The 12,400-nt window shown below is 54.0% G+C and carries 13 protein-coding genes; 3 read left to right on the top strand and 10 right to left on the bottom strand.

Annotated elements, in window-relative coordinates; translation table 11 throughout:
- Positions 1 to 357, top strand: a 357-nt coding sequence (locus tag SY1_RS05260) for a Synerg-CTERM sorting domain-containing protein (protein ID WP_208872957.1), incomplete at its 5' end; no start/stop codon positions are given.
- Positions 358 to 845: 488 nt separating this feature from the next.
- On the opposite strand, the gene SY1_RS05265 is transcribed toward SY1_RS05260, so the two are convergent.
- From SY1_RS05265 to SY1_RS05305, 9 genes are all read right to left on the bottom strand, one after another.
- Positions 846 to 1,808, bottom strand: coding sequence for a bifunctional 4-hydroxy-2-oxoglutarate aldolase/2-dehydro-3-deoxy-phosphogluconate aldolase (locus tag SY1_RS05265; RefSeq protein WP_015556400.1), 963 nt, complete (start codon positions 1,806 to 1,808; stop codon positions 846 to 848).
- Positions 1,809 to 2,041: 233 nt separating this feature from the next.
- Complete coding sequence (locus SY1_RS05270; RefSeq protein WP_015556401.1) at positions 2,042 to 2,752, bottom strand: ABC transporter ATP-binding protein; 711 nt, start codon at positions 2,750 to 2,752, stop codon at positions 2,042 to 2,044.
- Positions 2,739 to 3,518 (bottom strand): ABC transporter ATP-binding protein, encoded by a 780-nt coding sequence (locus SY1_RS05275; RefSeq protein ID WP_015556402.1) that lies wholly within the window; start codon positions 3,516 to 3,518, stop codon positions 2,739 to 2,741. The genes SY1_RS05270 and SY1_RS05275 overlap by 14 nt, the downstream gene beginning before the upstream one ends.
- Positions 3,515 to 4,537, bottom strand: coding sequence for a branched-chain amino acid ABC transporter permease (locus tag SY1_RS05280; protein WP_208872959.1), 1,023 nt, complete (start codon positions 4,535 to 4,537; stop codon positions 3,515 to 3,517). The genes SY1_RS05275 and SY1_RS05280 overlap by 4 nt, the downstream gene beginning before the upstream one ends.
- Positions 4,538 to 4,553: 16 nt before the next feature.
- On the bottom strand, positions 4,554 to 5,465 hold the full coding sequence (locus SY1_RS05285) for a branched-chain amino acid ABC transporter permease (RefSeq protein WP_208872961.1): 912 nt from the start codon (positions 5,463 to 5,465) through the stop codon (positions 4,554 to 4,556).
- Positions 5,466 to 5,565: 100 nt separating this feature from the next.
- Positions 5,566 to 6,717: an ABC transporter substrate-binding protein gene (locus SY1_RS05290; RefSeq protein ID WP_015556404.1), complete on the bottom strand. Its 1,152-nt coding sequence runs from the start codon at positions 6,715 to 6,717 to the stop codon at positions 5,566 to 5,568.
- A gap of 147 nt (positions 6,718 to 6,864) precedes the next feature.
- Positions 6,865 to 7,893 (bottom strand): sugar kinase, encoded by a 1,029-nt coding sequence (locus tag SY1_RS05295; RefSeq protein ID WP_015556405.1) that lies wholly within the window; start codon positions 7,891 to 7,893, stop codon positions 6,865 to 6,867.
- 17 nt (positions 7,894 to 7,910) lie between these two features.
- Positions 7,911 to 9,068, bottom strand: coding sequence for a pyridoxal phosphate-dependent aminotransferase (locus SY1_RS05300; RefSeq protein ID WP_015556406.1), 1,158 nt, complete (start codon positions 9,066 to 9,068; stop codon positions 7,911 to 7,913).
- A 31-nt stretch (positions 9,069 to 9,099) separates the two neighbouring features.
- Positions 9,100 to 9,747: a bifunctional 4-hydroxy-2-oxoglutarate aldolase/2-dehydro-3-deoxy-phosphogluconate aldolase gene (locus tag SY1_RS05305; RefSeq protein ID WP_208872963.1), complete on the bottom strand. Its 648-nt coding sequence runs from the start codon at positions 9,745 to 9,747 to the stop codon at positions 9,100 to 9,102.
- Positions 9,748 to 9,917: 170 nt separating this feature from the next.
- Here SY1_RS05305 and SY1_RS05310 point away from each other — a divergent pair, with 170 nt between their 5' ends.
- A complete protein-coding gene (locus SY1_RS05310) occupies positions 9,918 to 10,658 on the top strand; it encodes an IclR family transcriptional regulator (RefSeq protein WP_208872965.1) in 741 nt (246 codons plus the stop codon).
- Between the two features lie 233 nt (positions 10,659 to 10,891).
- Here SY1_RS05310 and SY1_RS05315 read toward each other — a convergent pair whose 3' ends face one another.
- Complete coding sequence (locus SY1_RS05315) at positions 10,892 to 11,566, bottom strand: flavodoxin family protein (RefSeq protein ID WP_015556407.1); 675 nt, start codon at positions 11,564 to 11,566, stop codon at positions 10,892 to 10,894.
- 266 nt (positions 11,567 to 11,832) lie between these two features.
- Here SY1_RS05315 and SY1_RS05320 point away from each other — a divergent pair, with 266 nt between their 5' ends.
- Positions 11,833 to 12,195, top strand: a complete 363-nt coding sequence (locus tag SY1_RS05320; RefSeq protein ID WP_015556408.1) for a winged helix-turn-helix transcriptional regulator — start codon at positions 11,833 to 11,835, stop codon at positions 12,193 to 12,195.
- Positions 12,196 to 12,400: the final 205 nt, after the last annotated feature.

Consider the following 12,400-nt stretch of genomic DNA (forward strand, 5'->3'; position numbering starts at 1 on the left):
ATCCAGGAAGGCAGCGCGAGGGCCTTGGCGGAGGGGCTGGAGGCAGAGGCCCTGGAGCAGGAGGTTACATCTGCCCAGGCCTCGAGCTACGGGCTTCGTATCTCGGGCAAGGTGGCCAGGGGCCAGTGGGATACGGCCAGCATCCGGGCGATACGCTGCAGGCTGGAGGGCGTCGAGGGCGAGAGGACCATCGGCCTGGGCGACCAGGGAATCCTCCTGAAGTCCATGAAGAAGCAGGAGCCCGAGGCGAAACCCGAGGAGAAAAAGGCCTCCGGGAGCGGCGGATGCAATGCCGGCCTCGGCGGGCTGCTCCTGCTGTCCATAGCGGCTCCGTTCCTTCGCAGACGCTGCCGGTAGGATCGCATTTTGTATCCATACAGGCTCTTGGGCAAGGCAAAACGTCCCTCTCCCAAGAGCGGATGGCGAAGGACCCAAAGAAGTAACGCAACCGTCGGTGCGGGAGGCCGCTGAGACGGACGAACGGCTCCCCGCGCACACGCCTCCCTCACCGGAGGGCGTCTTTGGCGCGCTCTATTCCTGACTTGAGGTCCTGCCTGTCGCGAGGCAGGACCTCGCTTTTTGAGGTCTTCTTGTTGGTTGAGGCCTTCTCGCCGGTGAGGGGCTACGGGCTGGACGACGTTTCCGCTGCGCCGATCGAAGAACGCGCAGGAGAGGCACCCGGAATCATCGGGCGAAGAAGCGCTTGGGCCCCTTCCCGAAAGGGGGCGTGGAAAGAATGACAGCGCTGCTGCAATCTGTAAACCTCATTTACCGTGAATGGCTGTCACCTACGGACCTTTTTATCTTCCATCCCCTGCCGTTGCATTCGGTATCGCAAAGCTCGGCTACCTCCTTACCAGATGGACGGCGAAGCCGCCTATCTCCTCGTCAAGGTAAGCGACTGTGAGAGAGCCCATGCTGTCGCGCTTTTCCGTATCCGGCCTCGTCTTAACGCCCAGGTTGGCCAGCCAGGCAACGGCGCGGTCAACGCTGTACGTCGCAATGGCGATGTGCCCGTTCTTCCCCAGGTAAGGGCTTTTCATAAACTCGAACCCGACACCTGCGAAGATGCTCGAATTTCCGGGTTTTGACGTAAAACTGAACAGTTCCTCCATCCGTGCAGCGTCCCTCCTGGCTGCGTCCTCGTCCGGGTCGTTGATCCCGACGTGACGCAGCTCAAAACCCAGTCCTGTTATGACGGCTTCACGGCAAAGCTTTGTTATCTCATCGTACTTTCCTGCGGCTATGGTATCGGGCTTTACCATCCAGCTCCCTCCAACTGCAAGGACGTTCTTAAACGCGAGGTAAGAACACATGTTCTTAAGGTTCACGCCGCCGGTCGGTATGTACATAACGCTGCCGTACGGCCCGGCGAAAGCTTTCAGCGTATTCACACCGCCCGATTGCTCCGCAGGGAAAAACTTCAGAACGGAAAGCCCCGACTCAATGCCCTGCTCTATCTGAGAGGGGCTGTTGACGCCGGGAGTTATTGGAATATTGTTCTCGATGCACCAGCGCACGACGTTGGGGTTGAAACCGGGGGAGACCATGAACTTTGCTCCCGCAGCCCAAGCACGCTTCGCCTGGTCGATGGTGGTCACAGTGCCGGCGCCGACCATGATTTCGGGTAGCTCCGCTACGAGCTTCTTGATGGACTCCTCCGCCGCGTCTGTGCGGAACGTCACCTCGACAATGGGGATACCGCCCGCGATCAGCGCTTTCCCCAGGGGGACAGCCTGCTCCGAAGAGTCCAGCTTCACTACAGGGACTATGCCGATGTCCCTGATTTTTTTGATTACGTCAATCATAGCAATCACCTCTTAATACACTGGCATAACCTGCCCCTACCTTCAGCACACCATGCCGATTTTCACAGGGATGTATCATGCAGGACGTTAAAACCCATGACTGAATGAATGAGAACCCCACTCATCGCCAAAAATCCCCTGCAACAGCCTCACACACGGTGCGTGTCCCATCGCTTTTTAAATGCACCTCTGAAGCTGAAGCACGTTGACCTATGGGGGCACGACTGTTTACCTTAGACTCCAAGATAGGCCGCCCTTACACGCTCATCCGTCAAAAGATCCTTTGCAGCACCCTGCATTGTGATAGTTCCAGTCTCCAGCACGTAAGCGCGCGAGGCGGTCGTCAAAGCCAGGAAAGCATTCTGCTCAATGAGCAGTATGCTGGCGCCGTTCTCGTTGATCTGCTTGATTACGCGGAAGATGTCTTCAACGACGATAGGCGCAAGCCCCATTGAGGGTTCATCCAGCATCAGGAGCGTCCCGTTAGTCATCAGCGCCCTGCCCAACGCCAGCATCTGCTGTTCGCCGCCGGACAGTGTACCAGCCTCCTGTCCTGCCCTTTCCTTCAAACGGGGAAAAATGCAAAACACCCGCTCCAAGTCATCTCTGACGGCCTGCTTATCCGTTGCCAAGGTGGCTCCCATGAGGAGGTTCTCCGTCACAGTCATCCTGGGGAACACCCGCCGCCCCTCCGGCACATGGGATATCCCCAACTCCACAATTTTATGAGGCTTCATTTTTGTTAATTCTGCACCTTGGAATACGATAGAGCCGTTTTTAGCGTGTTCCAGACCGGATATTGTGCGTAGAATCGTGGACTTCCCCGCGCCGTTGGAGCCAATCAGCGCCACGATCTCTCCTTTGTCCATTTCAAAGGATACCCCCTGCACTGCCTGAATGGCACCGTAGGAGACCTGCAGATCCCGTACTTCAAGCATTGGCATCTTGGTATCCCCCTCCAAGGTAGGCCTCAATGACGAGAGGATTGGTCTGCACCTCAGACGGCAGACCTTCAGCAATGGTTTTCCCAAAATCCAGCACCTTTATTCGGTCAGCGATGGGCATAACAAAGTTCATGTGATGTTCGATGAGGATAATGGTCAGGCCGAAGTCCCGCCGAATCTTGGAGACCAGTTGAGCCATATCCTCCAGTTCCGCAGTGATCATGCCCGCCACAGGTTCGTCCAACAACAGTATCTTTGGAGCGGTCATCAGCGCACGCGCAATCTCAAGACGCCGCTGATCTCCATAAGGCAGGTTTTTAGCCGGGATATCCGCCTTATCCGCTAGGCCCAGGCGCGACAGCAGTTCCATCACCTTTTCGTCCAATGCCCGTTCGCTGCGGATCATGCCAGGAGTACGCAGAAGACATTTGAAGATATTTTGTTTGTTGCGCATAGTATGGGCCATCTTTACGTTGTCAGCCACCGTGGCATTGGAAAACAACCGAATGTTTTGAAACGTGCGGGCGATACCACTCTGCGCAAACTGATAGGGCTTCAGTCCCACCATGTTTTCCCCCTCCAGTGTGATGACACCAGAGGTGGGCTTATAGATGCCGGTGAGCATATTGAACACGGTGGTTTTTCCGGCACCATTGGGGCCAATCACGGCAATCAGTTCGCCCTTCTCCACTTCTAAATTAAAGTCGTCTACCGCACAAAGGCCGCCGAACATAATGGAGAGGTTTTTAACTTCCAGCAGACTCATGACTCTGCTCTTTTCTCGCGTATTCTTTTTGCAGCGAACAGCGGCGTTTCATATAGGGAGGCACGGGAAACGCGCATAAAAGGAAGCTCTTTTCCTCCACAAAGCCCCTCGGAGCGATACAACATCACAACGACCAGAATGACCGCATAAACCGCCAGCCTCCAATCCGCAAGGAAGCGTAGTATCTCCGGCAGCACGGTCAATAACGTAGCCCCAAGGACAGACCCGGTCAACGAACCTGAGCCACCCGCGTAGAGGTAGACCAGAAAATCAGAACTCTTTGTGAAACTGAAAGAGTCAGGTTGGATAAACGCCAGCACGTGCGCATACAGCCCCCCCGCTACGCCGGCAATGAAAGCGGCAATGCAGAAAGAAATGATTTTATAACGGGTGGTATTGATTCCCATTGCATCAGCTGCAATCTCGTCATCCCGGATGGCCAGGAACGCCCTGCCGTATGGGGAGTAAATCAAGTTGCGCAGCAGGTACAGCGTCACAGTCACGAAGAACAGTATCCACGCGAGGTTGGAATAGTTGGGAATGCCTATCATGCCGCGAGCACCGCCGATAGGCTGGATGAGACGTAAAATTGCCCTGACGATCTCGCCGAAAGCCAGCGTAACGATAGCAAGATAATCGCCCTTGAGCTTCAGGGAGGGCAGCCCTATCAGCGCGCCCACCAAAGCCGCGACGCACCCTCCCGTCAGCAGACTCAATAAAAAGACAGGCACATGAGCCGCCGCAGGAATACTTTTGCCGTGAAATACTATTGTGGTGACTACTGCGGCGCCGTAAGCGCCCAACGACATGAAGCCGGCATGGCCGATACAGAACTGCCCTGTAAACCCGTTGACCAGATTTAAACTGGCCGTCATCATGATATTGATGCCGGCAAACATCATTACCTGGATATAGTAGGCGTTAAGGACTCTCATTGAACGCAGGAGCGTTACAAGAACGTAGAACAGGAACACGAGCGCGGCTGGATATACGCTTTTAAACAGTTTTTTCATATTCATCCGACCCGCCTCAATATCATACTTTCTCAATGACAAACTTGCCCATAATGCCTGCGGGCTTTACCAGGAGAATAACGATCAGAATAATGAAGCCCACAGCGTACCCGAAAGTGGAGTTGATAGCCGTTGCAAAAATCTGGGCGATCCCCAGGATAAATCCTCCCAACATGGCGCCGCGGATATCGCCGATACCGCCAAGCACGGCAGCCACGAAGGACATGTTGCCCAGCCAGGACCCCATATACACGTCAACCTGGGGATAAGCACTGGCATAGCAGATGCCGGATACGGCTGCCAGCGCACCGCCTATGAAGAACGTGATGGATATGACCTTATTCACATTGATGCCCATGAGGGACGCCGCATCCCTGTCCATGCTGACCGCGCGCATTTGACCGCCTATTTTGGTACGGTTGACCACAAAATAAAGCGCCATCATCGTGACGGAGGCCAAAACGATCATGATGATCTGTGTGGTTGTGATGGACGCCCCCATCACCCTGAAAGTTACGGGTTGGAACAAAGTCGGAAAAGAGCGTGGATTAGGGCCAATAAACGGCAGAGCACGCGGAAAATTCTCCAGAAACATGGAAACCCCAACCGCCGTAATCAGTGCAATCATCCTTGGCTTGTTACGCAGCGGACGATATGCAATGACTTCGGTCCCCACAGCAATTCCTCCGGTACCCAGCATGGCGATAATGATGATGATTCCCACAATCAGCATTGGATACGTTCCATCAATCTGACTGCCGTCAAACAGTTTTGCAATAAAATATGTTCCCAGAGCGCCGATCATCAGGAAATCGCCATGGGCAAAATTGATCATTCCCACAATCCCGTACACCATGGTGTAGCCAAGCGCCAGCAAAGCATACACGCTACCCAGCTGCAAACCATAAATAAGAAATTGAAGGATGGTGGCCACAGAAACACCCCCTCTGCTCTCTTAACCCTCCCATTCACGCACCTTGCTCAAACGTCTACCACAAAAAATCATTCCGCGGGTAAATTAATTTCAATGTTCTTTAATCAGGGTTGACAGCGGAAACAAAATGAGAAACGCCCTTGCTGTCGTACTGCATGATTACCGCCCCTTTGACGGGATTTCGGTCCTCGCCCATGTTCATTATACCTGACGGCTGCTCCAAACCTTTCAGGGAGGCCAAGGCGTCGCGAACGCCCTCACGGCTGATTTCTCTTACGTTCTCCAAGGCATAAAGGACCATCTGCGTCGCCTCGTAAGTCAATTCGGCATTGGAGTTTGGCAACTCCTGGGGGAACATGGCTGTGTATTTCTTCACGAACTCAGCGGCCGCAGGAGCGGTGGACTCGGCGGAGAAAGCGGATACATAGGCGACGCCCTCTGAAGCAGAACCCGCCACCTGAGCGACCTCTGGGGTATCAGCAGAATCGCCGCAGACAATCGGGCAGGTAATGCCGGCAGTGCGGGCCTGACGAATCTCAAGTCCCAATTCCACGTTCAGGTTCGGCAGCAGCAAGCAGTCGGCATTTTGGGCCGCCAACTTGGTCAGCTGTACGTTGTAGTCTTTCACGTCGGACCCGGAGTATTCCTCGATAGCCAAAACACGACCGCCCAGGGCCTCAAAATTTTCGATAAAGGCGTCTTTCAAACCAACGGGGTAGGCGTCGGCGTTGTTGAACATGATGCAGGCTGTTTTATAGCCGGCATTCCAGCAGTATGTCGCCGCAATCTTTCCTTGGAAGGGGTCGATAAAGCAAGCGCGGAAAATATAATCTCCAACCTCCGTCACGGCTGTGTTTGTAGCGAACGTGGGAATATTGGAGCAGCCGGCGTTTTGAGCCACGGGCCCCGCCGCCAAAGCACACTTTGAGGAGTCGGGGCCGACAATGGCTATAACCTCTTCCCCCTCAATAAGCCGTTGGTACACATTGACGGTCTTTTCCTCCGCCCCCTCGGTATCCATGTAGACAAATTCGATGTCATACTCTTTCCCCTGGACAGTGATTTTACCATTCAGCTCTTTTTCAATGACTTGAGCTCCATGACTACTGTATCTACCGGCCATGGCCGCAGAGCCTGACATGGGAAATGCAAAGCCAATCTTTATTTTCTCCAGATCTTCCGCGGCAGAAAGCGCCCCCGTCATTTGCAGCAGTGCAGCCAAAGTCATAATGAGCACAAGAAATTTTTTCATGATACGCCTCCTGTTAATAGCCTGTTCACTTAAACGTTTGAGCAAGGTACGCTAATGAAAAATTATCTCGTCCATACCGCGGCACGGGGGTGGCGAAATCATCCATTGCCCCGCAAGATGCCCGCCATCTAGAATAAATTCTGCGCGTTACCTCTGAACCCTGCCGGAAGCATCCCCTCCCATGAGCGTCAAAACGTCGTCCCTGCTGACGCGGTTGAAATCGCCGTAAATCGTGTGTTTGAGCGCCGATGCCGCAGCTGCAAACTCGAGAGCGGCCTGCAGACCGTCCAGGTTGTTCAGGCCCCAGATAAGCCCCGATCCGAAAGAATCCCCGCCGCCGATGCGATCCACAATATCGCGAATTTCATATTTTTTGCTGACGTAAAACCTGTCTTTCGACGCCAACACTACGGACCAGTTGTTCCAGTCCGCGCTCATGGACTCGCGAAGGCTGACGGCGAGATATTGAACGTTTTTATACGTCGCCATGATTTTACGAGCGAGTGCCTCATACTTCGAGGCGTCGAGCTTTCCGGAGGTCACGTCAACGTCGAGTTCAATCCCAAGACACTTCTGGCAGTCCTCTTCGTTGGCGATCATGACGTCGATGTACTGCGCCATTTCGCTCATGACCTCTTTCGGCGTCTTGCCCCACTTCCACAACTTCTTGCGATAGTTGAGGTCGCAGGAAACAGTCAGCCCCTTTTCCTTCGCGCGCTTCATGGCTCCCAGCGCTGTTTTTGCCGTCCCCTCCGCGATGGCCGGCGTGATGCCCGTCGTGTGGAACCACTTTGCACCGTCAAAGACGATATTCCAGTCAAAATCGCCGGGCTCCACTTCAGACACGGACGAATGCGCGCGGTCATAAATCACTTTTGAAGGGCGCATATTCGAGCCGGTTTCCGTATAATAGACGCCCAATCTGTCGCCGCAGCGCCTGATGAAGCGCGTATCGACGCCAAAACCGCGTAGTTCGCGCAACATGGCGTCCCCGATTGGGTTGGCGGGTGCGGCCGTCACAAAGGCCACGTCCTCGCCATAGTTTGCCAGCGAAACGGCCACGTTGGCCTCCGCACCGCCAAATGTCGCTTCAAGGCGAGGCGTCTGGAAGAGTACGTCATGACCGGGCGGAGTCAACCGCAACATTATTTCGCCAAAAGTCACATACTTTGCCATCGTTGTCACCCCTTTTGTTAAATTTTTGCGCAAAACGTGCGGAGTCTCTCAAGAGCCTCCAGCAGTTTTTCCTCGCCACAGGTGTAAGCGACTCGTATAAAACCTTCGCCGCACTCTCCAAAAGCGCTTCCCGGGATGCACACAACGCGCTGTTCAAGCAGGAGACGCTCGCAAAATCTCTGACTGGTCATGCGAAACGCGCTGATATCCGGAAAAGCATAAAACGCTCCCTCAGGCTCGTTGCAGCGAATCCCTTCGATATTGGAAAGCCCTTCGAGAAACGCTTTTCGCCGCCCGGCAAAGACGTCCCTCAACTCTTTTGTCAATTCAGGGTGATTCAGGGCAACGACCGCCGCATATTGGCCAGGTGCATTGACGCAGGCGTTAAAATTTTCCTGGCACTTGACCATGCGGTCAATGACATCTGAAGGACCTGCGGCATAACCAATCCGCCACCCTGTCATCGCGTAAGCTTTTGAGAAACTGTTGACGACGACGGTTCGTTCCTTCATGCCCGGCAACGAGGCTATGGACCGATACGGCAGCGAATCACCATAAGTCAATGTATTGTACACTTCGTCAGTGATGACAAGAATATCGTGCCTCTGGACTACTTCTGCAATTTTCTCCACATTGCTCCAAGGCATCACCTCGCCTGTAGGGTTGTTGGGAGAGTTAATCATCAGCGCCTTTGTTCTGGGCGTGATAAGAGACTCGATGACTTCGGCACTCATCTGGAAATTATCCTGACTCTTTGTCGGTACGCGCACTGCCTTGCCTCCGCAGTATTGTACCTGTGCGACATAATTCAGCCACTGCGGATCCTGAATCAGCACTTCATCGCCTTCATCAAGGATTACCAGAAACAAAAGTGACAAGGCACCCATTCCGCCATTCGTGATAATTATTTCAGTCCATGGGTCGTAGCCTATTTCCTTGACCGTTGATTTTTGTGCTATCGCCTCGCGCAGCTCAAACGCACCCGCGTTGGGAGTATAATGCGTTATCCCCTTATTCAAGGCTTCAGTAGCTGCCTCGCAAATCAGGCTTGGCGTGGGCATATCTGGCTCTCCTATACCCATGCTGATAACGTCACTCATCCCAATCGCCTTGTCAAACATAGCACGGATTGCCCCCTGCTCCAATCCTTTCGCCTTTTTGTTTAAGAAGTTCATTGTTATTTTCTCCTGGAAAAGCGCCTGAAAATCACACGGCAACCGCTTCCGTCAACAGCTTGGCGTACTCAGTGATCTTATGAAACTTTCCAGTTTCGATCCATTCACTGTTTACAAGATTGCCACCGACACCAACGCCCACGGCCCCTGCAGCAAGAAACTCATTGATATTGTCCTTATTAATGCCGCCGACAGCGAGAATATCTACATTGTTAATAGGGCTTCGCACCGCTTTGAGATAGCTCACACCAAATTGAGCCGCAGGGAAAAGTTTAACCATATTCGCTCCCGCATGATGCGCTGTCAAAATTTCTGAAGGGGTGAGCGCGCCAGGAATGGAAACAAGGCCAACGTCCCGAGTGCGCCGAATGACGTCAACGTTCGTATCCGGTGATACAATAAATTGCCCGCCGTATTTTGCCGTTAAATCCACGAGTTCTGGCGAAGTGACCGTACCGGCACCAACCAGCAACTTGCCGGGGAACTGTCGTGCGACCTCTTGAATCGCGCCAGCCGTACTTTCCCAGGTCTCCGGTCTTTTTTGGTCATACGTGATTTCCATAGAACGAATACCGCCGTTGAATAACGCTTCTGCGACCCTTAAGCAAATTTCGCTCTCAACACCACGAAGTATTGCGATAATTTTTCCCTGTTTAATCCATTGTGCGGGATCACCCACTCCAGTCATCTCCTTATTTCATATAATGAAATAGCTTATCGTGTAGTGGTAGAACATAATGCTATACTATAAGAGTTTTTACGGATTGTCAAGAGGCATCTGAAGAGAAAATAAGGAAGTGACGTCCCTTGGTAAACAGTTCCGGAAGCCCCGTGAGATCTATCGACCGTGTGTTGGATGTGATTGAAGCACTGTCAAACCAGCCTCATGGCGTCACATTGACCAATTTGTCGTCAAAGGTAGGGCTTCATATCAGCACCACACACCGTCTTTTGTCTTCCCTTACCGCGCGCGGCTATGCACAGCAGGACAAGGAGACGGGGAAATACCGATTGACGATGCGCTTATTTGAAATAGGCAGCCGTATTATCGGTGGAATGAATCTGGTATCGATTTCGAGGCCATACCTCGAGCGTCTTGCGGAATTGACCAACGAGGCGATACATCTGGTAGCTCGCGATGGGGATGAGGTTGTTTATCTATATAAAGAAGACATGCGGGAAAGTATCGTGAGCATGGCATCTTTCGTGGGGATGCGAGCACCGATGTACTCCACTGCCGTGGGTAAAAGCATCCTGGCGCGGATGTCCGAAAATGAGGTCAAGGACATCTGGAACAGGATTGTCGTCATACCTTTTACGAAAAACACGATCACTCATTATGACGCACTACTCAGGGAATTACAGATCACTCGCGAGCGGGGCTGGGCGGTCGACAACGAAGAAAATGAGCCTGGCGTCCTGTGCGTTGGAGCTTCTATTATAGATTTTTCGGGAACCCCCATAGGAGCTATCAGCGTATCGGGGCCGGTTATTCACATGAGCGAAGAAAAACGTAAGCTATGCACCAGGGAAGTTGTAGAAAGCGCGAGGGCGATATCCGGGCTTTTAGGCTTTCAGGACAACCCTTGACATCCACGCTAGTCACCGACTACCCGTTTGGCTTTACAAGGCTGAGGCAACGGCAAAAGAGGCGTCCAGAGCATCAGGCGAGGCCGCTTGAGGCGGCGGACTGCATATAGCAACGAGGCTGGAGGGGTTATCGAACTCAAGAGCGGCCCCTCCGCCTCATTTCGTGTTGAGACTTTATAAAACGCGATCACGTTCCATTTCTTTTGGACACCCCGTCAGGATCGGGGCACCTTTTATGTGACGTCAGACTCCGCTGGAGAGGCGACCTTTTCGACCAGCCGTTTTCCCAGTTCACGGGCATTTTGAAGGTCCTTCGGGAACTGCTCCGCGCGCTGTCTGGCCTTGTCCTTTTCGTTGAACAGGGTGACCTCGTAGCGGGAGTAGTCGCTGAACTGGTACGTGTCGTAGGCGCAGAGCGCCTCGCTGTAGCCGAAGGTACGCTCGAGGGCGTCGGCGTTCGCCCCCAGCAGGGTGGAGTAATGAAACCGCTCTGCCGATCCTTCCGGGCAGTTCATGGTGTAGATCATCGCCGTGGGGACCGTCTTCTTCAGGACCCGCCTCTCCTTGATCCCGTAGATGAGCAGAGGGAACATCAGCCGCTCCAGAAAGGCGCGCGCCGAAGCAGTGGGACAGCCGAGATAGACCGGGCTGCCGATGACGATGACGTCCGCCCCCCGTGCCTTCTCCAGGGTCGGAGTCAGCGGGTCGCGAAAGGCGCAGAGGCCGTTCGTCCTGCTGCCCTTCACCTTGCAGGCGAAGCAACTGACGCACCCCTTAAAGGCAGCGTCGTACAGGTGTACCAGCTCGGCCTCCGCACCGGCCTCCCTGGCCCCCTCCATCGCACTCTCCAGCATCTTGTGGGTGTTCCAGTTTTTGCGCGGACTTCCGTTGACAAACAACGCCTTCATTTCTTACCCCCTAGATTTTCCGCCCCCTCAGGGCCTAGCATTTCCTCTCTTCTTCGGCTCCTTGGAACAAAACGCCGCAGCGCTCCGCTCAAACGACATGGTGGACCACCTCGGTCCAAACCTTGATGTGTTGATGTGTCCGCTGCCGTACGTCTGGTGCGTTTCCCTTTGACGTTTATCGCGAATTCAGTGTATTATTATGAGAAGCAAAAAACAAGTACGCAGTTTTTTCTTTCTTAAAACTTGGGAAGGGGTTTGAAGGGCTCATGAAGGGGTCAAAGGATTCAAAAACAGAGGACTACGCCGCGCGCTGCCCGCTGCTCTACGTGATGGAGTTGATCGGCTCCAAGTGGAAGCTGCCGATCCTTTGGTGTCTGAACGACGAGGACGGCCTGCACTACAACGAGCTGAAGCGCCGCGTTCATGGAGTGACCAACACCATGCTGACGAAGTGCCTTCGCGAGTTGGAGGAAAAAGGCCTGATTTTCCGCCATTCCCTTGGAAGCGTGCCACCCTCCGTGACCTATCACCTGAAGGAGGACGGGAAAAGCCTTATGCCGGCCCTAGAGGGGTTATGTAGCTGGGGGATGGCCTACCTGGAAAAGCGGAGGGAGCGTCCCGCCTGCTAAGTGCTCCAGCCCTTCGGCGCCGTCCCGCATTTCTCGGCGTGGCCCGACGCCTTGCAGGACGCAGAGGCGCCTCGTCCAGCCTTTGAGCTGGATACCAACGCCTCTGCATCGCTCCCGTCCGGCGGGGCCTCGGAGGACGATTCCCCCGCCACGAACGCGCAGCAGGAGAGGTTACGCCGACGCGCGCCCTCAAAAAAAGGCCTAC

Origin of the sequence: Fretibacterium fastidiosum (assembly GCF_000210715.1) — a bacterium.
GTDB classification, from domain to species: domain Bacteria; phylum Synergistota; class Synergistia; order Synergistales; family Aminobacteriaceae; genus Fretibacterium; species Fretibacterium fastidiosum.

What these genes read in the sequence shown, in the direction of transcription:
- SY1_RS05265 (WP_015556400.1), bottom strand. Translation starts at nt 1,808, where the DNA reads ATGATTGACGTAATCAAAAAAATCAGGGACATCGGCATAGTCCCTGTA.
- SY1_RS05270 (WP_015556401.1), bottom strand. Translation starts at nt 2,752, where the DNA reads ATGCCAATGCTTGAAGTACGGGATCTGCAGGTCTCCTACGGTGCCATT.
- SY1_RS05275 (WP_015556402.1), bottom strand. Translation starts at nt 3,518, where the DNA reads ATGAGTCTGCTGGAAGTTAAAAACCTCTCCATTATGTTCGGCGGCCTT.
- SY1_RS05280 (WP_208872959.1), bottom strand. Translation starts at nt 4,537, where the DNA reads ATGAATATGAAAAAACTGTTTAAAAGCGTATATCCAGCCGCGCTCGTG.
- SY1_RS05290 (WP_015556404.1), bottom strand. Translation starts at nt 6,717, where the DNA reads ATGAAAAAATTTCTTGTGCTCATTATGACTTTGGCTGCACTGCTGCAA.
- SY1_RS05295 (WP_015556405.1), bottom strand. Translation starts at nt 7,893, where the DNA reads ATGGCAAAGTATGTGACTTTTGGCGAAATAATGTTGCGGTTGACTCCG.
- SY1_RS05300 (WP_015556406.1), bottom strand. Translation starts at nt 9,068, where the DNA reads ATGAACTTCTTAAACAAAAAGGCGAAAGGATTGGAGCAGGGGGCAATC.
- SY1_RS05315 (WP_015556407.1), bottom strand. Translation starts at nt 11,566, where the DNA reads ATGAAGGCGTTGTTTGTCAACGGAAGTCCGCGCAAAAACTGGAACACC.
- SY1_RS05320 (WP_015556408.1), top strand. Translation starts at nt 11,833, where the DNA reads ATGAAGGGGTCAAAGGATTCAAAAACAGAGGACTACGCCGCGCGCTGC.